We start from the raw sequence: 22,180 nt of genomic DNA, 5'->3' as shown, positions 1-22,180 counted from the left end.
TATCACGTTTTCCAATCAGCCCATCGCCCGTTCCATAACCGCCATGCGAATGGGCACTCCGTTCGCCATCTGCTTGAATATCATCGATTTAGGACTTTCCACGACCGCATCGTCGATTTCAACATTGCGGTTCACCGGTGCCGGGTGCATAATCATCGTGTGCTCTGACAGCTTGGCCGCCCGTTCTTCCGTCAAACCATACTGCTGCCGGTATTCCGCGCTGGATTTGAATGCACCTTCGCTATGGCGTTCCAGCTGAACCCTCAGCATCATCACCACATCTGCCTTTAGTGCCTTCTCCATTGATACATAGGGCGCATACTGAGCCAGCTCTGGAGCCTGCATCGTTTCCGGTGCGCAGAATTGCACATGGGCTCCGAACTTCTGCAGTGCCCACAGGTCCGAACGCGCAACCCGGCTATGCTTGATGTCTCCGATAATGGATACCGTCAATCCTTTAAGCTCTCCGAAGCTTTTCTTCATCGTATACAGATCGAGCAGCGCCTGGGTAGGATGCTCGTTGTTGCCATCACCCGCATTGACTAGCGGGATCGAGATCCGCTCCCCAAGCTCCTGAAGCACTCCGGAGGGTTTCAGCCGGATGACGCCGGCATCGATTCCCATGGATTCCAGTGTTCTTACGGTATCGTAGATGGACTCGCCCTTCTCGACGCTGGAGGCTGCCGCTGCAAAGTTCATGACCTCGGCGCCGAGTCTTTTCTCAGCCATTTCAAACGAAAATCTCGTTCTGGTGCTGTTCTCGAAGAACATATTAACCGCAAATTTCGATTTAAGTACCGGCACCACTTTCTCGGACTGTGCTTCCCAATATGACGCCCGACTCAGGATCGATCCAATCTCGTCTCTGCTAATATCCTTCAAACCTAAGAGGCTACGTTCTTTCAATGAAATGGCTGTTGTCATGATTATCGTTCCTCTCTTTGGCTAATGGTCACTTCGTCCTTGCCGTCGAATTCGGTTAATGCAACCGTAATCTCCTCATGTTTGGAGGTAGGAACGTTCTTACCGATATAATCCGGCCGGATGGGCAGTTCGCGATGTCCGCGATCTGCCAGAACCGCCAGCTGTATCATTCTAGGCCGCCCGCAGTCCATCAGGGCATCCATCGCAGCCCGAATCGTCCGTCCCGTGTACAGCACGTCATCGAATAAAATGACTTTCTTGTCATGAATATTCAGGTGTTCCAGACTGCGCTTGGCTCCTTCTACCCGTTCTGCAGTGGCTTCTTTACTTTCACGGTCATCGCGGTAGGAAGTCACGTCGATCTCTCCCCATGGAATCGGCGTACCTTCAATCTCACTCATTCGCTCAGCGATTCGTTGAGCCAGGAACACGCCGCGTGTGCGAATGCCGACCAGGACACAGTCCTCAATCCCTTTATTCTTTTCCAATATTTCATGGGCAATTCTCGTTAGTGCGCGGCGGATGGCCGTCTCGTCCATAATCACATGCTGTTCGTTGCTCATCCTTAAATCCTCCTTCTAAACGTTTGATTAGCCCTCTTTAGTTCAGACGATCCGTGAGTTCATTACACACAAAAAAACTCCTTGCCCGGCTGGACAAGGAGTTGATCTCATAGAGATAGTGTCGAAAGCGCAGCATCTATCCGCAGACAGAGCCATGCCTCCTGTTAATGAACCTCGGTTCACGTTACCTTGCCAGCCTCACGGGACTGATTTAAAGGTGCTATTCGATTGATCCCATTATGACAGACCCTACAGGAGATGTCAACAGCAATCATGTCGAGTAATGTCGTGTGCCAAGCGGAGTTTATATGGTGTTCATTAGAATTCAAATTCTACATCGCTAAGTCTTCTGCGAATTTCGGAAATGACGCGTTTCTCTTCTTCCTCGCCATCAGCAATAAAGGTTACGGAGAAGCGTACGAAGTGTCCCGCATCATCCCATGGTACGGTCGAGATCAATTTCTCGCGAATCAGATATTGTGAGAAATCTTCGCCGGATTCAAAACGGCGTCCGCCTTTAACGCCTTTTGGAGCCTCAACGTAGAGGAAGAAGGAACCCTTCGGCTTCTCGGCCGTAAAACCAAGTCCGTTCAACACGTCTACCAGCATGTTGTGGCGACGGGAATACTTCTCAGCAATCTTCTCCGTAATTTGCGGATTGTCCAGACCGTATGCGGCAGCTTTTTGAATGGCTATGAATTGTCCGGAATCGTTGTTGTCCTTCACATCACCAAAGGCCTTAACTACTAGCGGGTTACCGGAGATGAAACCAATGCGCCATCCTGTCATGTTATAAGATTTGGACAGGGAGTGAAGCTCTACCCCAACATCTTTGGCGCCGGGGACGGAGAGAAAGCTGAGCGGCTTCAAGCCATCGTAAGTGAGCGCTGCATAAGGAGCGTCATGGACAACAACAACGCCATACTTGCGGGCCCACTCGACAACCTCGGTGAAAAACTCGACCGTTGCGCTGGCACCCGTCGGGTTGTTCGGATAGTTCAGGTAGAGCAGTTTGGCACGGCGCGCAATGTCCTCAGGGATGGAGCCGAGATCCGGCAGAAATCCATTCTCTTTTTTCAGCTCCACATTGTAAACTTCGCCGCCCAAGTACTTGGTATGCGTGCCGAGTACAGGATATCCGGGAACCGTCATGATGGTGATGTCCCCAGGATTAATGAAGCAGGACGGCAGCATGGCCAGTGCCGGCTTGGAACCGATGGAGTGCAGAACTTCTGTAGCGGCATCAATGCCTTCAACACCAAATACATTCTTCAAGTAGCGAACAGCCGCTTCCTTGAACTCCGGAATTCCGTTATCCGCATAACCGCGGTTTTCCCGCTTTGCCGCTTCTTCTGCCAGCTTCGCTACGATGCCTGCATCCGCCATCTCATCCGGCTCGCCAACTCCCATATCGATCAGCTCCGTGCCAGGGTGTTCCTGCTTCGCAGCAGCCTTCGCTCTTTTGATCTTCTCGAATTTATAAATGGCTGTATCTTTGCCATAATTAGCACCGCCGATCCGGTTGGCGAAGCTCTGTTGAATGTACGTTTCCTGATATTTATCCATACTCATGATTTGTATTCATCTCCTACTCATGCTTTCATGCTCATCCTAAATATGCAGGAAAATCACAACTGGAGCCATGCATTATATATCAAATGATTTGTACTTTTTCGGCTGGGCGGAGCTTAGGTCAGCTCCAGCCATTCCGCAAGGAGCTCGTCACGACTCGCGGATAGCGACTCCCGCTCGTTCCAGTGCTGCTCGAGCAGCGACAGATCCGTATCCTCGTGTAAATCATCGCCTTCCGTCTCGAGCAAGTCGTCAAGCTGCCGAATGCGGAACTCTATACGAGCAATTTCCTCCTCCAACCATTTGGACCTTACGGCGGAAGAGCGATCCGCGTTTACGCGTTTGGAAAGCGGAGCAGGGCTATCCTTCGCTTGGGGCTGCTGCGCCACCTTCTGTTTGGTGATACCTTCACTCCCCGCTGATAGCTCCCTTCCTATCAATGCCGCTTCAAGCTGTTCTTTCTTAGCTCGGAAATCATCATAATTCCCATGATAGACAGTCAGCTTCCCTTGATTCAAATCCCACACTTTGCGAGACACTTGATTCACGAAATAACGGTCATGGGAAATGGCAAGAATGGTCCCCGCATAATCCTGCAGTGCGTCCTCCAATGCTTCACGGGAGGCAATATCCAGATGGTTCGTGGGTTCATCCAGAAGCAGCAGGTTCGGCTTCTGATGGATTAGCAGCGCGAGTCTCAATCGTGTCCATTCCCCTCCGGACAACTGCCCCACCGATCTGAACACGGCCGCACCATAGAACAGATACCTTGCCAATATTCCTCGAGCTTCTCCCTCTTCTACTCCAGCCTTCTCCCGGAAATATTGAAGCACCGTTTCCTTCGGATTGTCCGGTTCCTCCTGCTGAGCGAGGTAGCCTACATCGACACGCGAACCCCATTCAAGCGAACCGGAATCAGGCGTAAGCTCGCGCAACAGCACTTTGAATAGCGTTGTTTTCCCGCTACCGTTCGAGCCCATCAGTGCAATTTTCTCGCCAAATTCGATTAGACCGGATGCTCCCCTCAGCACCGCCTGATTCCCATAAGAAACCTCAACTTGCTCAAAGTATGCCACGCGGCGACCGGAACGATCCTGAGGATTCAGTTCAAAATCAGCCTGTCTTCGTTCCAGCACGGGTCTCTTTACCCGCTCCATCCGCTCCAGCGCCCGTCTCATGGAAGCCGCGCGCTTGAAAAACTTCTCATTGCCGCCAATCCGGCCGAACTCTTCAAGCTGCTTGATGGATTCCTTCATCTTCTTGATTACTTTCTGCTGCTCCTGATATTCGGCAAACTGCTGCAACAAACGCTCTTCCTTATCTTTCATGAACGCGGTGTAGCCACCATGGGCTGTAAAAGCTTCGCCATCTTCAAGCTCAATCGTTTTGGACACGACCCGATCCAGAAAATATCGGTCGTGAGAGATTATGACGCAGGTTCCCGGATATTCGCGTAAGAATTCCTCCAGCCATTCCGTACGTGCCAAATCCAGATGGTTAGTCGGTTCATCAAGCAAGAGCAAATCCGGCTGTACGATCAGCTGCGATGCCAGCGCGACACGGGTTTGTTCTCCACCGGACAACGAGCCAAAGGCCAGTCCGTACTCGCTCTTGGGTATTTGCAGCCCGGAAGCGATTTTGTCGATGCTCGCTTCCAGCTCATAACCACCCTCTGTTTCAAACCGCTCCTGAAGCGCTGAGTATTTCCGCAGCACTCGATCGAGCAGTTCCGGATTTCCAGCGGTGTCCGGGTCACTCATTTTCTCCTCAAGCTCCGTCATTTCCGCTCGGTAATCCTTCAAGTGACTCAACCCCTGTGACAATACATCCAGCACCGTCCAGGTATCCATATGGCTCGGAATCTGCTCTAAATATCCGATTTTTGCCCCCTTCTTTATAGCCAGCTGCCCTTCGTTTGGCTGATCCAAACCGGCAAGCAGGCGCATCAGCGTCGACTTCCCGCTGCCGTTCCTTCCAATAAGCGCAACCTTCTCGCCTTCCTGTATTTCAAACGATATCTGGTCCAGTACCAGATGAGCACCGTGGTATTGCGTCATTTTCTGTACATTGATTATATTCATTCTAGGTTTCCTCCTGTATGCTGCGAACATTCAACCTGTTCGAAGAGCGTATAGATTAGGGAGAAGACCCGGACTGCAAACGCAAAAAGGGCCCACAGAGCAAGCTCCGCGGACCCTTCAAGAATTGTAAGCCTAAATAGGCTTAATCCGTGCAGGCAGGCAGGTGACTTCTCGCGATGGTACAAACCGTATTGGTAAAATTGGACAGACCTCTCCCGTTGTAGAGAAATGCATGAACAATGCCAGCCATAGCTAAAGGCAGCTGGCTAATACGGTTGTTAACCATCTCGATATTCATCCTGCTCACCTCCTTCATCAAAAGTTATCGTCACTATAACATATCCCGGGATGGAATGGCAAGAAAAATAGCCCCACAAAGTGGAGCCTATGCTTCGATACTTACTCCAAATACTTTGCGGTGACCCCAAAACATATAAATGCAAAAAGGAACCGCTAGCGGCCCCTTAGAATCGTCAAAAGTTCTTCCATATCATTCGGCATCGGCGCCGAATACTCCATATACTCACCACTCGAAGGATGGACAAAACCCAAAACGGCTGCGTGAAGGGCTTGGCCGTCCAATTTTATGCCCTTGCTCTTGCCGTATACGGGATCGCCCACGAGAGGATGGCCGATATACTTCATATGCACGCGGATTTGATGCGTACGCCCAGTCTCCAGCTTCAGCTCAAGAAGAGTGTAATCGCCGAAGCGTTCTATGACGGTAAAATGGGTTACCGCATGCTTGCTGTTCCGGTCCGTGACCGTATACAATTTACGATCATGTGCATCCCGCCCGATTGGCGCGTCAACGGTCCCTTGATCATGACTCATATTGCCATGAACCAAAGCCAGATAACGACGGTTCACGCTGTGATCCTTCAACTGAGCCGCAAGAGAAGCATGAGCTTTATCATTCTTCGCTGCCATAATAAGACCCGTTGTATCTTTATCAATCCGATGCACGATGCCAGGCCGGAGTTCACCGTTAATGCCTGACAAATCCTTGCAGTGAAACATTAATGCGTTCACAAGAGTGCCCGAGGAATGACCAGGAGCCGGATGAACAACCATCCCTCTTGGCTTGTTCACAACAATGACGTCTGCATCTTCAAACGCGATCTCTAGCGGGATGTCCTCCGGAATAATCTCTACTGCCGATGGCTCAGGAACCTTCAGCAGGATGCGGTCACCCTGACTCACTTTGTAATTAGACTTAACCGGACCTTCATTAACGATGACATGTCCATCGGTAATCCATAACTGCACCTGGGAGCGTGAAACATTCTCACCGAGGTTCTCTGTTATGTATTTATCTATACGGGTTTTGGCGGATTCTGCATCCACCGTCCACTCATAGGTTTCGGATTCGTGCCCTGTTTCGCCTGTCCATTCCGTATCTGTATCCATACCGTCTTGCAACATTATTCATTCCCTTCTGTGCCAGAAACTTCACTTGTTGTCTGTATCTTCTCGCGTCTTCCTTCCAGAAGCGTATCCAATATGATCAATCCCACACCGATGACAATACAAGAATCGGCAATATTAAAAATCGGGAATGTGTAGCTGCCAAAATTAAATTGCAGGAAATCGACAACCTCTCCCATCACCAACCGATCGATGAAGTTCCCAATTGCCCCGCCAAGTACAAGCGCAAGAGCCGTAGGCAGCAGCTTACGTCCTTCTTTCGATACCTTCCGCAGGTACCAGACAATCCCGCCCACAACGATTAGCGTCACCACTATGAAGAACCATAATTGATCCTGCAGTATGCCAAACGCGGCTCCCCGGTTTCGGCTCGAGGTAATCAGGAAGAAGTCTCCGATCACAGGGATCTGTTCATAAAGCTCCAGCTTCGAGGCAATCAAGTACTTGGTTCCCTGATCGATAAGAAATAAAACAAATGCAATCAAATAATACACCACTTGTTTATGTCACTCCGTTCTTGTCTTCTCCAATCTCGCGATCACTTCGCTGATCGGTCAGTAACTCGTCTTATTGTAGCACAGCGGCTCAGAAACCGTCCATTCCTGTCCAGTGGCGAGAACATTTTCCGTCAGTAAAACCATCTCAATGGGTGCACTCTATACATATGAACCAGAAGGTCAACTTCGGACCATGAAAGGAGCCTGACATGTCGCATCTAACTCAGGAGCAACTCAATAATTTACAACAAAAGCTGATGGATCGAAAGGTTGAGCTTGAACGGCGCATGGTATATAACGACCAACATGGGCTGGGGGAATCGGAGCGAGATATGACCGGCGAGCTGTCCCATATTGATAATCACCCTGGGGACTTGGCAAGCGAGATGTTTGAAAGAGGAAAAGACCTCGCCCTTCAGGATAGGGTGGATCAGGAGCTGCAGCGAGTTATTTTTTCGCTTGAAGCGATTCATCACGGCCGTTACGGTGTGTGCCTTACCTGCGGCCAGCCGATTCCGTACGAGCGGTTGGAGGTTCTCCCGGATACGCAATATTGTATAAAAGACACGCCTCGTCAACGAGTCTCCCGTGATCGTCCGGTTGAGGAGGAAGTCCTTGCTCCCGCTTTTGGAAAATCCAGTATGGATGAGCACGAGTATGCTGCGTTTGACGGCGAGGACGCCTGGCAGATCGTTGAAAGCTGGGGTAGCTCCAATTCCCCTGCTCTGGCGGAAGGCAACGAAATTGACAGCTATAACGAGATGGATATCGAGAATGGCGATGATCAAGGCGGATTTGTTGAAGTGTATGAAAATTTCGTTGCAACCAATATCGATGGCTCCGAAGTGTTTATCGTTCGAAGTCCGCAATATGTCGATTACCTAAACCGGGGCGAAGGAAGTTACCTGCTGGATCCCCATGCCGACCCTGATGATGAATCTTTAAGTTAAATAAGTCTTTACGACCGGCAGCATAAAATTGGATGCAGTGCTGCCGGGCATTACTTACAAACTCACGTTAGTTCAAGCTGACGCTGAACGATCCGAACAATATCCGCAATGTAGTCGCCGATAATTGGCAAGTTCAACGCGCCAAGCGCCTGCAGGACGTATATAATGGTCGCCGCAAAAAAGGTAAAGCCAATCGCGATTCCCACACCCCGGGCCGACCCGGCCAGCAGATTGGTCCATATCAATTTCCATGGGCGGTTCAGCAGTTGGGTGTATTCAGCGATTCGGGCCTTCTCCAGCTGCTCTGCAATGTCCGTGGTCATGCGGTGTATGGCGCTCAATTGGTCCTGCTCATCCTCCAACGGCTTTTTTTGTTCAGTTGACACCCCAGCATCCGGCTTCTCCGCCATACCCACCGCCCCTTTGCCTAAACTAATCGACATCAAATAAATGAGATCAAGAGCAGCTCCATCACCATGTGTGCTCGCAGCCTGTTTATCATTACTTTTGATTTCGCTGATTATTATGCATCAATTGGAAGAATCCCATTCGTTCGTGAGAATCACCTTGTCGAAAACCGATACTTTTTTGAACACGAAAAAAACACTGCCCCTTGTAGATAAGGGCAGTGTTGTATAACCAATTGATTACTTATGCGATTTGGATGCCAATGGTTTTGCCACCAAGCTCAACCCGCTCCATGCCTTCGCTTTGTCCGAATTGCAATTCGTTAACCAGGACATTCTCGCGCAGCACATCTTCAAATGCAGTGATCGCAACTGTAAGCTCATCATCTGTATCCAGGGTCAGATTGACCCGCTTCTCGATCGGAAGGTCCAGCTTCTTCCGCGTATCCTGTACGGCACGCACGACTTCGCGAACCCAGCCTTCTTGCTCCAGCTCTGGCGTGATGTCTGTATTGAGCGCCACGGTTAAACCATAACCTGAAGCAGATGCGAAACCTTCCTTCGCCTTCTTCTCCACCAGCAGCTCTTCGGACGTGATCTGTAATTCTTCACCTTCCGGCGAAGTAACGTTCACGCCGCCCGTTTGCACCACCTTGCGGGTCTCGTCACTGCTCATGCCTTTCAGGAACCCTTGCAGGAAACCGATATTTTTACCGTATTTCTTGCCTGCGACCTTCAGGTTCATTTTCAGTGTAAAATCGACGAAACCACTATCGCTGGTCTCCACCTCAATCACTTTAACATTAATCTCATCCTTGATGATGTCTTGATAACCGGAGAGATCAAACTCACGATCCATCGACACAATCAGCTCAGACAGCGGCTGACGCGTTTTGATCCCTGTCTCGTTACGGACGTTGCGCGCGAGCTCTACGATCTGTCTTGCCGTCTCCATGTCCTGCTCAAGCGCCTTGTCGATCAATGCTTCGTCGGCTTGCGGGAAGTCGGCCAGATGCACGCTTTCTCCTCCGCCCAAATTCACGAAAATGTCTTCAGACAGCATCGGCGTGAATGGAGCCATCAGCTTGGAGAGGGTCAGCAGCACATGGGTAAGCGTTCCATAAGCCGCCAGCTTATCTTCTACGAGTCCGCTGCCCCAGAAACGGTCACGCGAACGGCGGATATACCAGTTGCTCAGCTCATCCACATAAGCTTCGATTGCTTTTGCCGCATTCAGGAAATCATTCACAGCCAATCCCTTGTCAACCACTTGAATTAAGCTGTTCAGGCGGGACAGAATCCAGCGGTCCAGCTTGTGGTCCGTTCCCTTGAACTCATGCTTCTTCGGATCATAGCCGTCAATACCGGCATACAGCGTCAGGAATGCATGAGTATTGACCAGCGTATCCACAACCTTGGATTTGGCTTCGCCAACAATTCCCTTCGAGAAGCGTTTGCTGTTCCATGGCGCACTGTCAGCCAGCAGCGCCCAACGGAACGCATCCGTGCCGTACTCTTCGATGATTTCCCAAGGATCGATGACGTTGCCTTTGGATTTGGACATCTTCTGTCCGTTCTCATCAAGAATATGACCTGTGGCCATAACCGCTTTATAAGGCGCTTTACCCGTGAAGAGCGTCGATACGGCGAGCAAGCTGTAGAACCAGCCGCGCGTCTGGTCAATCCCTTCGCAGATCATATCGGCAGGATACTGCTGTTCGAATTTCTCCTTGTCCTCGAACGGATAATGGTATTGCGCATACGGCATCGATCCGCTGTCAAACCATACGTCGATGACTTCCGAGGTCCGCTCCATCACGCCGCCTTCACAGTGAGGGCATTTCACCTTCACTTCATCCACATAAGGTTTATGCAGCTCCAGATCCTCCGCTACCTCACCTACCGCGTTGGCGCGAAGCTCCGCAATGCTGTGCGGCGAGAATTGTCCTTCACAAGAATCGCAGACCCATACATTGAGCGGCGTTCCCCAATAACGGTTCCGGCTGATGTTCCAATCGACCAGATCTTCAAGGAATTTGCCGAAGCGGCCGTCGCGCACATGGCCCGGATACCAGGTTACCTCATTGTTGTTCGCGATTAGTTGATCCTTAACCGCTGTCGTTTCGATAAACCAGCTCTCCATTGCATAATAGAGCAGCGGGGACTTACAGCGCCAGCAGAATGGATAGCTGTGCTCGTATTTCTCCTTGCTGTACAGCAGTCCTTTTTCAGACAATGCCTTCACAATGTCCAGATCGCAATCCTTGACAAAGCGTCCGGCAAAATCCGTCACTTCATCGGTGTAACGGCCTTGGCCGTTCACGACACTCACGAAGCTGATGCCATTCTCGCGGCACACGCGATAGTCATCTTCACCGTGTGCAGGCGCCATGTGTACAATCCCCGTACCGCTTGCATCGGTAACAAAGGATGCGCCGACGATGAGATTTGCTTTCTCCGCTTGTACATACGGGAACGGAGGATCGTAAGTCTTGCCGACCAGTTCAGAACCTTTCAGCGTCGATAGAACGGTAAAGTCGCCCTTCATGACATCCTCTACCAGATTCTTAGCCACGATATAGATGCCATCCTCCTGCTCGACGCGGGCATAATCCATATCCGGATTAACAGCCAGCGCTACGTGGGACGGAAGCGTCCAAGGCGTCGTCGTCCATGCCAGTACATACTCTCCGCTGTCATGCAGCTTAAACTTCGCCGTTGCACTAAGGTCTTTAACATCCTCATAACCCTGAGCCACTTCGTGGGAGCTGAGCGTGGTCTGACAGCAAGGGCAGTATGGGCTTACGCGGTGACCACGATACAGAAGGCCTTTATCATGAATCGTCGCCAAAATGTTCCATACGCTCTCGATATAGTTGTTCTCGAGCGTGATGTACGGATGATCCAGATCGGTCCAATAAGCGATCGCTTCAGTCAGCTCGCGCCATTTATGCTCATATTCAAATACGCTGGATTTGCACTTTTTGATAAAAGCTTCAACGCCATAATTCTCGATCTCCTGCTTGCCGGAAATGCCAAGCTGCTTCTCTACGCCAAGCTCCACCGGAAGTCCGTGCGTATCCCAGCCCGCTTTCCGAACGACATGGAAGCCTTTCATCGTCTGATAACGGCCCACAAAATCCTTGATAACCCGGCCGAGCACATGACCGATATGGGGCGCGCCGTTTGCGGTTGGGGGACCTTCGTAGAATACATAGTTCGGCTTGCCGGCCCGCAGCTCGATTGATTTCTTGAACGTATTCTCCTCGTTCCATTTGTTCAAGATGCGCAGTTCTCTTGCCCGCGCCTTCTCCTTGACATCTACTTTGTTCATGCAGATCTTCCTTTCGCCCTTTTTCGTAAATGTTCTGTGAAAATAAAAAAAGGCCTCATCCCCCAAGGGACGAGAACCTGTTCTCGCGTTACCACCCTAATTTCGCTTAACCAACTTTTCGCTAAAAAGCCTGCGCAAGCGACACCTCAATGTCCATGCCTGAATGTAATAGGCAAGGTCCGATGTAACGTTCGGCTGACGGTTCAGCTTACGCACGCGGTTAAACGCTTCAGCTTCACTTCTCCGGGATGATCTTCTGCTTGGTCTGAACGCCGGGCTTTCAGCAACTGCCGGCTCTCTGAGGGACAGATCCTTCGCGTACTATTCCCATCAACGAATTCTTTTATAAATCAACAATATGTTATTAGTTATAGACTCTTTCGCGAGAAAAGTCAACCGGATACCCGCCTAGTATACCTCTTTAGGTTCAAGACTCGGTTCACGGTTCTCCAGCGTCTCCCAGCCTTCTTGTTTCAAAAGTTCCAGCTGCGCCTCAACCAAGGAACGGAAGCGGGTGCGGTAGATGGAAGCCTGCTTCTTCAGCTCTTCAACCTCAAGCGCGATTTTGCGGGATTTACCTAGCGCATCGTTAATGATCCGGTCCGCATTCTTCTCGGATTCCTTAATGATCAGCTGAGCTTCCTTCTTCGCGTTGTTCTTCAGCTCATCCGCCGCCTCCTGAGCGACAATGATGGTCTTAGACAAGGTTTCCTCAATATTCGAAAAATGATCCAGTCTTTCTTGCATCGTCATAAGCTGGTTACCCAACTCTTTGTTCTCCCGGATCACACTTTCATAATCCTTAATAATCTGATCCAAAAACTCGTTGACCTCGTCCTCATCATAACCCCGAATTCGACGGGCAAATTCCTTGTTATGTATATCAAGCGGCGTCAATGGCATGGTGTGCACCTCCTAAATATATGGGCCTTACAGGACGGTTCATCCGCTGTGTTAGCCAAACCACCCGTCCGTGAAGACAATAGCGGTCATTTACGATTTATCGGTAAATCCATTGTAATTTTGAATGTTACTTTGTACTCATTCGACAAAAAAACGGCAATTCCTTCAAAGGTCAGGCATATTTCCCAACCTTGATACGGTACCGCCCTTTTTTCGTCAGGCTTCCTGTCTCCAAAACTTTAAACCGCCCAAATCCTTGGATGGAAACAACATCGCCTTCTTTTAAATTCGTTGAGGGATCCTCTTCCACTTTCCAGTTCACGCGGCATCGGCCAGCCTTGATCGGCACCACGATTTTCGTACGGCTGATGCGGTATGCATCACTGGCGATCCCGTCGAGTCTCATGGAAGATACCGTAATGTCCATCGTTTCAAAATTCGTGCGGGCAACCTGAAGCTTGTCCAGCGGCAGCAGTTCCGTCATCACATGCACCCGGTGGACCTGGCTGAGATTCAGATGGAGGAACGCGCTAATGTCGTCGGCAACGACCGCATGGCAGCCGTCCGCGAGCACATGGATGTCACCGATCTTCGATCTTTTAATGCCAAGACCCAATATCGAACCCATATAATCGCCATGCTCCAGCTCCAAAAACTTCTGATCTCCGGAAGAGATGCTGAGCACCTTCATCTTGAAATCCTCGCCTTCAAGCGCTCGGTAATCCGGAGCGATCAACGCTCGCGCGCGTTCTGCATCAGCATGTCCACCATCAAACATAGCATGCACATCCGGATGACGATTCACAAGCGATTCCAGAATGAATCGCTGCCGAGGGTCCAGGAAATCCGTCAGTTTTGCTTCATGGTATTGTCCGGCATTGACAACCCACTCCCAAGCCCGGTCCACAAATTCCCGTTCATCCTTGTGAAAATGATCATAGATGTCCAGTCTCATCGCTGATTCACCTGCTTACAGGAAATATCCGAGAATAGCGTACACGCCGCGCTGTGCCAATTGAAGCACAAACAGTGCGACGATCGGGGAAATATCGATCATACCCATGATCGGCGGAATGAAGCGGCGAAAAGGTGATAGATACGGCTCCACTAACTTGCCAAGCAGCTCACCGATAAAGCTTTCTCTCACGTTCGGAAGCCATGACATTAAAACGTAGACCAAGATCATATAAAAATAAATTTGGAACAGCGTTCCGACGATACTATAAATTTCGTAGGTCAAAGCCTAAATCACCTCATTCTGTTATATTCATGCTCGTCCGCTAGAATCTCCGAGATTGAACCTTGGATCTCCACGGTGTCCGGCGTGCATAGGAAGATGTTCCCGCCCACCTTTGAAATTCCGCCGCTAAGCGCATATACGGTTCCGCTTAGAAAATCGATGATGCGCAGCGCTTGATCATTCCTCACACGCTGCAGGTTGACCACAACGGTTCGGAAGGAGCGCAGATGATCTGCAATCTCCTGTGCTTCATCATATGAACGAGGCTCCACTAATACCACCTTAACGTTCTTCTGTGAATGAATGCTGACAATATTGCCGCTCTTTTGGTTCTTCCGATGATCAAACGGCGTTGCCTCCACCGGCTCATCCTGCGAGGCCAGAACCTCGCGTTCCACAACTTCTTCTTCCTCTTGCAGTCCCAAGAAATTCATAAACCGGTTCATCACGCCCATCGTCAATCCTCCTCTTTCCCTACTAAAATCGAGCCGAGACGCACCCAGGTCGCCCCTTCCTCTATGGCTACTTCAAAGTCATTGGACATGCCCATGGACAATTCAGTCAATGGCTCCGCCGTAAGCGCCTGCTTGTTCAGCTCATCTCTTAGTTGTCTTAAACCACGAAATACAGGACGCGTCTGCTCCGCCGACGATTCGTATGGAGCCATGGTCATGAGTCCGGTCACCTTTACGTGTGAAAGACTGTTGATTTCCTTCAAAAACTCGGCTGCTTGCTCAGGAGGCAAGCCATACTTGGATTCCTCACCCGAGATATTGACCTGCATAAAGGCGGATACCTGCAGATTCAGCGCAGCAGCCCTCTTCTCCAGCTCATGGGCCAAGGACAAGCGGTCGAGCGAATGAATATATTGAAATTTATCAATGACATCCCGGACCTTATTGGTCTGAAGATGGCCGATGAAATGCCATGTGCCGCGATCTCCAAGAGCTTCCCACTTCGCCTGGGCATCCTGCCAGCGATTCTCGCCAATATGCTGCAGACCCTGATCCAGTACCGAAGCTGTCATATCCAAGGAGACATATTTAGTGACCGCAATGATATTTACATCATTTCGGTCCCTGCCACTTCTTGCGCAAGCCTCCGTTATTCGCTGTTCCACTTGATCGATACGTTCCTTCAAACTCAAGGGACGACTCACCTCTTTCTCATCCCGATCCAACTCGCCATACGACCCGTAGTCCCTCCATCTTTACGATAGGAGAAGAACAGATCGTGATTGCAGCTTGTACACCATGATGTACATTCGATATGTTCCGCCAATATTCCTGCTTTAATCATAATGTGTCTGTTTATTTCTTTCAAGTTCAGCATGTATTTCCCGTGTCCCTTGTCGATATAAACAGCTGAATTTGTAACTTCCTCGGATATAAACTCCCCGATTCCAATATCACGGACACGATCCATGACCCGATCATCTACCTCGTAACAGCACTCGCCTATGGATGGACCAATCGCTGCGTGAATGTGCTGAGGCAAACTTCCGTATTCCACAGCCATCCTGTCGACCATTTTCTCAGCGATGCTTCCCACGGTCCCCTTCCACCCGGCGTGTGCCAAACCAACAGCACCCGTAACCGAATCCCAAAAATAAAGCGGCACGCAGTCCGCGTAAAAGGACGTCAATAAAACGCCGGGAACATTGGTTACAAGTCCGTCCGTATCTTGAAAAGCCGAGGCCCGGTCCAAGCTCCCTCTGCCTCTGTCCTTATCATGAACCACGCCAATCTGAACATCATGGACCTGTTCACCGCAAGTCCAGTCTTCCAGAGAAAAGCCAAGCGCGGTAGCGGTCCGTTTCCGGTTCTCTACAATGTCACCCGGCTCGTCTCCGACATGAAAGGCTAAATTCAAACTATCATAGGGGGCCTGGCTAACGCCGCCATGCCGGCCTGTAAAACCGGCCGTGAGTGCGGCGCTTCCCAATCCCCCACTCCATTTTTCGAGCACAAACAGACTCGGTGTCTGCTGATTCTGCCTAACAAACGGTTCCATGAGCATCCCACCTCTATGACCAGTGTAACAGAAAACCTACGCCGGAGACACATTAACCCATCCGTCTGTTTAGAAGGATCGCCGGTCCGGTCGTTCAAGGTATTCCACCGATTCCGGATCATCGGGCGTTCTTCGCAATTCCTCCATTTTGACAAGGACGACATCCGAGCCAATCTTGACGATATTCCGCCACGGAATGATCAGGTCGCTCCCGCCGCCGAACAGCCCCATGAATTTACCGTAGCTTGGCACCACAATCGCTTCAATCCGGCCCTGCCGCAAGTCTAGCTCCAGATCGCTGATCTGTCCGAGCCGCTTGCCATCAATGATATTAATAACATCCTTCGTTTGAAAATCGGAAATTTTCATCTTTTTCCCCACCATTTGATTATCAGGTATCATGCACATCACACCTTAGATGTATTTGAAGGTTAGCCGTCCATCCGTTTTCATTCCATATCCCTCTGTTCAATATATGAGCCGATTGGGCAAAATAGCTTATTTAAAATTAAAAAAACGATCCCATGAACGGGATCGTTATCTGTTCGATTGATGGCTGGTCTTCTTACGTTTTGACGTGTTTCTGCATCTGCTTGATCGCTGACTTCTCCAGGCGGGACACTTGAGCTTGGGAGATGCCGATTTCATCCGCAACTTCCATCTGGGTCTTGCCTTCATAAAAGCGCATGGATAAAATCATTTTCTCGCGTTGTCCGAGCTTGTGCATCGCTTCCCGGAGGGCTATTTCCTCAATCCAGGACACATCTTTGTTCTTATCATCACTGATTTGATCCATCACATATATCGGATCGCCACCATCATGATAAATCGGCTCAAACAGCGAAACGGGATCCTGAATAGCATCAAGTGCAAAAACAACGTCTTCCTTGGGCACGTTCAGCGCTTCGGAAATTTCAAAAATCGTCGGTTCACGCGAGTTCGCATTTGTCAGCTGATCCCTGACCTGAAGCGCCTTGTAAGCAATATCACGCAGTGATCGGGAGACGCGAATCGGGTTATTGTCCCTTAAGTATCGACGTATTTCTCCGATAATCATCGGTACGGCATACGTGGAAAATTTAACATTTTGCGATAAATCAAAATTGTCAATGGCTTTCATCAATCCGATGCAGCCTACCTGAAACAGATCATCAACAAACTCTCCCCGATTGTTAAACCTTTGGATGACACTGAGCACCAGTCTCAGGTTGCCGTTCACCAGTTTTTCTCGAGCCGATCGTTCATTGTTCTGCTGCAGATTATGAAACAGTTCCCTCATTTCCACATTCGTCAGAACAGGCAGTTTTGACGTATCCACACCACAAATTTCAACTTTGTTTCGCGTCATGATGACTAACCTCCCAAGGAGAAACATTACTGTACATTATCTCCGAGGGGGGCTATTTTATTCCTTACGATTTCCAGTTACACCATCTTGTTGAATTCTTTGCGGAGCCTCTTTATAATTCTCTTCTCCAATCGGGAAATGTAGGATTGTGAGATTCCAAGCAGATCTGCCACGTCTTTTTGCGTCTTTTCCTCGCCGTCCTGAAGGCCAAAACGAAGCTCCATAATCATGCGTTCCCGGTCGCTTAATTTATCGAGTGCTTTTTGCAGCAGCTTCCGGTCGACCTGCTCCTCGATGTTGCGGTAAATGGTGTCATTCTCGGTACCCAATACGTCAGACAGGAGCAATTCATTGCCGTCCCAATCGATATTCAGCGGTTCGTCAAAAGAAACCTCGCTGCGGGTTTTGTTATTCCGGCGCAAATACATCAAAATTTCGTTCTCAATGCAGCGCGAGGCGTATGTAGCCAACTTGATTTTTTTCTCCGGGTCAAACGTATTCACCGCTTTAATCAAACCGATGGCACCAATCGATACCAAATCCTCGATGTTAATGCCGGTGTTCTCGAACTTGCGGGCAATGTAAACAACCAGACGCAGGTTACGTTCGATAAGCATGGCACGGGTGGCCGCATCGCCTGTAGGCAGCTTCTTGAGCAAGAACTCCTCTTCCTCTTTTGTAAGCGGCGGCGGGAGCGCCTCGCTTCCTCCGATATAGTAGATTTCCTGACTCTTCAGGCCTAGCAAAAAAAGTACGCGATAATACTGCAGTTGCAATGCTAATCTCCATTTAACGGGCATCTCTTATCCTCCTAAACGTTTTCCCGTAGGGATAACTGACTTCATAGCGTTATTTTCATTCTTCTAGTTCGGCATGCATTGGAAATGTCATAAAGGTTTTCAAAGACTTATCCATGCGGTTCGCTGCAAGGACGGCAGCATGCGAGCACTATGAAAATGGCTTTACCGTTATCATCCTGCATTCTCGGCTTCACCTGATTCCGGACCGGTTCCTCCATTGAGCGATGAAGCGCCCATTTCGGTAGAATGTCCATTCATCTTCGGGGTACCTTCTCCTTCCGTCAACGCCGGATGTATGATGGCCCTGTATGCCCTGTCACCCGAGAGCGTCCCGCCATCAAGACCAATCAGCACCTTGGATGCCGAATATTCAAATCCTCCCAGTTCGATCCGTACCATGTCGGGCTTTAGCGCGAGCATGAAGGCAGCCCCCCGGTTAACACCGCGATACGGAACAAGCCGCAGACGGTCTTGCCATTCAAATTCCTCTGCCGCCAGCCCCATGATTAATTTGTCCGGTTCCCCCTCCATCAACTGTTTACTCCATCCCTGAGGCAGGTGGGCTTCCCACAGTGCTGCTTCCATCACCATAACCGGCGTACGCGTTAAGGGATCACTCAATTGGTTACCTGTATCCAGAAGCCCCATACAGGATATTTTGGCGCTGCCGATCCATACGGACACCTCTCCCAATAAGGCTTCCCGGTTCTCGGTTTTACGTTTCGTGGTCTGAACGGCTTTAAACGCGAATACAACTACAAAAAAGGTAATGCTCGCAAACCAGAATCCCACCTTCAATTCAAACGATAGTCCTCCCGACGTCGTATACCATATCCCGCTGAACAATTCTCCCGAATTTTGGACCAAGTAATGAACACCGATAATGCCTCCGGCCGCGGCAAAATTCACCATATAAAATGCTCCCAAATTCCGCAGATAACTCTGTAAACTTGCAAAGCCGAAAGCGATCCATAACATGATCAACGAAAGTCCAAATTTGATGAGAAAGGTAAACAAAAATGACAGCTGCGGGACAAACATCATGACGACATACAGTGCGCCTACCACAGAGGATAATGCAAGTCTCCACCACCTTGGCCGAACCCTGCGCATCCAGGCGGTCAAAGCCAACAAAATGCCGTCAATGACGAGGTTTGCCAAAAATATGAGATCAATATAAACAACCAGGTTGTTCACCTGCCTAGTCGAAGAATCACTTCGGTTATCCTTCTGTTGTTTGCTGGGCAATGGGAGATGTTACTAGTATAAGAAGAATAGAATTCAAAGTCTGTCTAAACCTGTGGGCGGTTTATAGACTTTTTTTGTCGATGAAGGGCAGTTTTTAAAAGACCCTAACCAAGAGCAGCCACTTGGCGTTATCAGCAATCTCTATCTTGGAAGGAAAGCTTGGGGAATATCCTTAAATTCTGCGGTATTTACCCATCGGCGGGTTCATATTCGTGAAAGTGTGACAGCATTAGCTGTATGATCCTACAAATGAAACAAAAGGAAGAGAACGAGGTTTGAATACAAAAATAAGCCTGTCTTCATCATGATGACGAAGCCCAGGCTTATTTATATTAATCATTATTGCGGGAACGATTGCGAAGGAAAGTGGGAATATCAAGCTGATCATTGCTGTTCTGGTTGCCAAATGGCTTCAGATTCACATTACTCTTGTCCGTTGCCGACTGCTGTTGTTGTTGCTTCTGTTCCTCTTGAGGCACAGGACGACGTCCAGGAGGGATTGAAGCAGGCTTGCCTTCAAAGCCGGTAGCGATAACCGTTACTTTGATTTCATCCTTCATGTTTTCCTCAATAATCGCACCGAAGATCATGTTCACTTCCGGATCGGAAGCTGAAGTTACGATTTCGGCCGCTTCATTTACTTCATACAAGGAGAGATTGGTTCCTCCCGTAATGTTCATGATCACACCACGCGCACCTTCGATAGAGGTTTCCAGCAGTGGGCTCATGATCGCCTTGCGGGCAGCTTCAGAAGCACGGTTCTCACCGGTAGCTTCTCCAATACCCATAAGAGCTGAGCCACGTTCTGTCATGATCGTTTTCACGTCGGCAAAGTCAAGGTTGATCAGACCCGGCACTTGGATCAGATCAGAAATGCCCTGAACGGCCTGGCGCAATACGTTATCAGCTTCTCGGAACGCTTCCAGCATCGGTGTCTTCTTATCCACGATCTCCAGCAGGCGATCATTCGGAATGACGATGAGTGTATCCACTTTCTCTTTCAATGCTTCAATGCCAAGCTCCGCTTGGGAAGCACGCTTGCGGCCTTCGAAGGTAAACGGTCGAGTCACCACGCCTACGGTCAGTGCGCCGCATTCCTTTGCGATTTCAGCAATGACAGGTGCAGCACCCGTTCCGGTTCCGCCACCCATACCGGCCGTAACGAATACCATATCGGCACCCTTCAGGGTGTTCATGATCAAATCGCGGGATTCTTCCGCAGCCTTCTTGCCTACGTCAGGATTGGCGCCGGCACCAAGACCGCGAGTCAGCTTATCCCCGATTTGCAGTTTATGTTCTGATTTGGCAAGGTGGAGTGCCTGAGCATCCGTATTGACTGTAATAAATTCAACACCCTGCACACCATTCTCAATCATTCGGTTAACGGCGTTGCTTCCGCCGCCACCTACTCCGATTACTTTTATTTGAGCTAAGCTCTCCATTTCAAAATCAAATTCCAACATCTAATCCATCTCCCCCTCAATGTGCGTGGATGGCACGTCCACAGTCGAATGAATCCGCTATATAAACTCGCTGAACATCTTTTTCAAGCGTTCAATAAATCCCGGCTTCTGGCTGGTCTCCTGAGTTGCTGCGACAGGATTTTGCTGCTTAGCACGGTTCACCGGTTTCTTGCTATTTCCGCTGCTGTTGTTGCTTCCTCCTGTATTGCGTACACGTACATTCCGGATTGCATTATGGAGGATGCCGACTCCGCTGCAGTATCCCGGATCACGAACACCGATGAAATCGGGAACCGCAATCCGTACGGAAGTCGCCAGCTCATTTTGTGCCACCTGCAGCACACCAGGCATGGACATAGTGCCCCCAGTAAGTATATAACCACCAGGAAGCTCACTGTAACCCAAGCGCTTAATTTCTTGGCGCACCAATTGGAAAATTTCCTGAACGCGAGGTTCTATGATAGCTGCCAAATCTTCTTGAGTGAACTCCTTGTCCACATTGCTTCCAATTCTCGTTACTTTAAACGTTACTTCGTGTGCGGCACTCTCGATCAGCGCGCATCCGTACTTCAGCTTAACCTTCTCTGCTTGATCCGTTAGCGTTCGCAGGCCATAAGCGATATCATTCGTAACGAAATCTCCACCAACCGGGAGCGTCGAAGTTGCGGCAATACTACCTCCCTCGAACACAGCCAACGTGGTTGAGCCCGCCCCGACGTCAACCAGCACCGAACCCATCGTTTTCTCGTCCTTGGACAAGGATAGCTGTCCGGCACCAAGCGGAATCAGCACCAGATCCTTTACTTTCAGGCCTGATTTCTCCACACAACGTAACAGGTTATGTATTGCCGTTTTGGCGCCAGTAATAATCGTCGCTTCAACTTCCAGTCTTACGCCGATCATTCCTCGCGGATCAGAGATTCCTTCCAAACCGTCAACTACAAACTGTTTAGCAACCACATCGATAATTTCACGATCCGGAGGAAGCGCCACGACTTCCGCTGCTTTCAGCACGCGGTCGATGTCCTCTTCACCAATTTCGCGATCCTCGTTCGATACTGCCACAACTCCATGGCTGGATTGAAGTCCGATATGATTTCCAGAAATGCCGACATATACTTCGGATATTTGAATACCGACCATACGCTCCGCATGATCAACAGCGCTGCGAATGGATTGTACGGTCTGGTCGATATCTACAATTGCACCTTTGCGAATTCCCTCCGAGTCGGCAGATCCAACTCCAATAATATTAAAGGTTCCATTATTAACTTCCCCAATAATAGCACGAACTTTGGATGTACCGATGTCCAAACTAACAATGATGTCATTGTTGCTCAAGCCCTGGCACCTCCTGTTTTTAGCAAATTAATTTTGATAATAAAGAATACATTTCTACTTATTCAACA

At 49.6% G+C, this 22,180-nt stretch carries 22 protein-coding genes and 1 other annotated feature; of the genes, 1 reads left to right on the top strand and 21 read right to left on the bottom strand.

Annotated elements, in window-relative coordinates:
- Nucleotides 1-15 precede the first annotated feature (15 nt).
- From MKY48_RS10090 to lspA, 7 genes are all read right to left on the bottom strand, one after another.
- On the bottom strand, nt 16-927 hold the full coding sequence (locus tag MKY48_RS10090) for an aspartate carbamoyltransferase catalytic subunit (protein WP_179090579.1): 912 nt from the start codon (nt 925-927) through the stop codon (nt 16-18).
- Nucleotides 927-1,487 (bottom strand): bifunctional pyr operon transcriptional regulator/uracil phosphoribosyltransferase PyrR, encoded by a 561-nt coding sequence (gene pyrR, locus MKY48_RS10085; protein ID WP_339271957.1) that lies wholly within the window; start codon nt 1,485-1,487, stop codon nt 927-929. The genes MKY48_RS10090 and pyrR overlap by 1 nt, the downstream gene beginning before the upstream one ends.
- A gap of 318 nt (nt 1,488-1,805) precedes the next feature.
- A complete protein-coding gene (locus MKY48_RS10080; RefSeq protein WP_339292865.1) occupies nt 1,806-3,059 on the bottom strand; it encodes an LL-diaminopimelate aminotransferase in 1,254 nt (417 codons plus the stop codon).
- A gap of 116 nt (nt 3,060-3,175) precedes the next feature.
- A complete protein-coding gene (locus MKY48_RS10075) occupies nt 3,176-5,140 on the bottom strand; it encodes an ATP-binding cassette domain-containing protein (protein WP_339292864.1) in 1,965 nt (654 codons plus the stop codon).
- A 142-nt stretch (nt 5,141-5,282) separates the two neighbouring features.
- Nucleotides 5,283-5,438, bottom strand: coding sequence for a hypothetical protein (locus tag MKY48_RS10070; RefSeq protein ID WP_179090564.1), 156 nt, complete (start codon nt 5,436-5,438; stop codon nt 5,283-5,285).
- Nucleotides 5,439-5,593: 155 nt separating this feature from the next.
- Entirely contained in the window at nt 5,594-6,565 is a 972-nt protein-coding gene (locus MKY48_RS10065) for an RluA family pseudouridine synthase (RefSeq protein WP_076320653.1), read from the bottom strand.
- Nucleotides 6,565-7,065 (bottom strand): signal peptidase II, encoded by a 501-nt coding sequence (gene lspA, locus MKY48_RS10060; protein WP_076320652.1) that lies wholly within the window; start codon nt 7,063-7,065, stop codon nt 6,565-6,567. Before lspA ends, MKY48_RS10065 begins: the two co-directional genes overlap by 1 nt.
- 209 nt (nt 7,066-7,274) lie before the next feature.
- Between lspA and MKY48_RS10055 the strand changes: the two genes are divergently transcribed.
- Entirely contained in the window at nt 7,275-8,015 is a 741-nt protein-coding gene (locus tag MKY48_RS10055) for a TraR/DksA C4-type zinc finger protein (RefSeq protein ID WP_339292863.1), read from the top strand.
- A 62-nt stretch (nt 8,016-8,077) separates the two neighbouring features.
- Here MKY48_RS10055 and MKY48_RS10050 read toward each other — a convergent pair whose 3' ends face one another.
- The 14 genes from MKY48_RS10050 to ftsA form a co-directional block, all read right to left on the bottom strand.
- Nucleotides 8,078-8,425 carry a DUF5665 domain-containing protein gene (locus MKY48_RS10050; RefSeq protein WP_076320650.1) on the bottom strand — a complete coding sequence of 116 codons (348 nt, stop codon included), beginning with the start codon at nt 8,423-8,425 and terminating at the stop codon, nt 8,078-8,080.
- A gap of 241 nt (nt 8,426-8,666) precedes the next feature.
- The gene (ileS, locus tag MKY48_RS10045) at nt 8,667-11,756 is read right to left on the bottom strand and encodes an isoleucine--tRNA ligase (protein WP_339292862.1); all 3,090 of its coding nucleotides are present in this window, start codon (nt 11,754-11,756) and stop codon (nt 8,667-8,669) included.
- A 62-nt stretch (nt 11,757-11,818) separates the two neighbouring features.
- Nucleotides 11,819-12,099 (bottom strand) — a binding site (T-box leader).
- Between the two features lie 65 nt (nt 12,100-12,164).
- Nucleotides 12,165-12,659: a DivIVA domain-containing protein gene (locus tag MKY48_RS10040; protein ID WP_076320648.1), complete on the bottom strand. Its 495-nt coding sequence runs from the start codon at nt 12,657-12,659 to the stop codon at nt 12,165-12,167.
- A 172-nt stretch (nt 12,660-12,831) separates the two neighbouring features.
- Complete coding sequence (locus tag MKY48_RS10035) at nt 12,832-13,614, bottom strand: YlmH/Sll1252 family protein (protein ID WP_339292861.1); 783 nt, start codon at nt 13,612-13,614, stop codon at nt 12,832-12,834.
- 15 nt (nt 13,615-13,629) lie between these two features.
- Nucleotides 13,630-13,899, bottom strand: a complete 270-nt coding sequence (locus tag MKY48_RS10030; RefSeq protein ID WP_076320646.1) for a YggT family protein — start codon at nt 13,897-13,899, stop codon at nt 13,630-13,632.
- Nucleotides 13,900-13,907: 8 nt separating this feature from the next.
- A complete protein-coding gene (locus MKY48_RS10025) occupies nt 13,908-14,354 on the bottom strand; it encodes a cell division protein SepF (protein WP_339271951.1) in 447 nt (148 codons plus the stop codon).
- Between the two features lie 2 nt (nt 14,355-14,356).
- The gene (locus MKY48_RS10020) at nt 14,357-15,046 is read right to left on the bottom strand and encodes a YggS family pyridoxal phosphate-dependent enzyme (RefSeq protein WP_339271950.1); all 690 of its coding nucleotides are present in this window, start codon (nt 15,044-15,046) and stop codon (nt 14,357-14,359) included.
- Between the two features lie 8 nt (nt 15,047-15,054).
- The gene (pgeF, locus tag MKY48_RS10015; protein ID WP_339271949.1) at nt 15,055-15,912 is read right to left on the bottom strand and encodes a peptidoglycan editing factor PgeF; all 858 of its coding nucleotides are present in this window, start codon (nt 15,910-15,912) and stop codon (nt 15,055-15,057) included.
- Between the two features lie 69 nt (nt 15,913-15,981).
- The gene (locus tag MKY48_RS10010) at nt 15,982-16,281 is read right to left on the bottom strand and encodes a YlmC/YmxH family sporulation protein (RefSeq protein WP_243390607.1); all 300 of its coding nucleotides are present in this window, start codon (nt 16,279-16,281) and stop codon (nt 15,982-15,984) included.
- A gap of 196 nt (nt 16,282-16,477) precedes the next feature.
- Complete coding sequence (sigG, locus tag MKY48_RS10005; protein ID WP_006209087.1) at nt 16,478-17,260, bottom strand: RNA polymerase sporulation sigma factor SigG; 783 nt, start codon at nt 17,258-17,260, stop codon at nt 16,478-16,480.
- 77 nt (nt 17,261-17,337) lie between these two features.
- Nucleotides 17,338-18,060 carry an RNA polymerase sporulation sigma factor SigE gene (gene sigE / locus MKY48_RS10000; RefSeq protein ID WP_071222992.1) on the bottom strand — a complete coding sequence of 241 codons (723 nt, stop codon included), beginning with the start codon at nt 18,058-18,060 and terminating at the stop codon, nt 17,338-17,340.
- Between the two features lie 171 nt (nt 18,061-18,231).
- Nucleotides 18,232-19,248: a sigma-E processing peptidase SpoIIGA gene (gene spoIIGA / locus MKY48_RS09995; protein WP_339293489.1), complete on the bottom strand. Its 1,017-nt coding sequence runs from the start codon at nt 19,246-19,248 to the stop codon at nt 18,232-18,234.
- 392 nt (nt 19,249-19,640) lie between these two features.
- Nucleotides 19,641-20,771, bottom strand: a complete 1,131-nt coding sequence (ftsZ, locus tag MKY48_RS09990; protein ID WP_339292860.1) for a cell division protein FtsZ — start codon at nt 20,769-20,771, stop codon at nt 19,641-19,643.
- 57 nt (nt 20,772-20,828) lie between these two features.
- Entirely contained in the window at nt 20,829-22,112 is a 1,284-nt protein-coding gene (gene ftsA / locus MKY48_RS09985; RefSeq protein ID WP_076320641.1) for a cell division protein FtsA, read from the bottom strand.
- Nucleotides 22,113-22,180 lie beyond the last annotated feature (68 nt).

It is taken from the genome of Paenibacillus sp. FSL W8-0187 (assembly GCF_037969755.1).
Classification (GTDB): domain Bacteria; phylum Bacillota; class Bacilli; order Paenibacillales; family Paenibacillaceae; genus Paenibacillus_AQ.
Note: the sequence above shows the minus strand (reverse complement) of the source record. Positions and strands in the feature narration are given on the sequence as shown.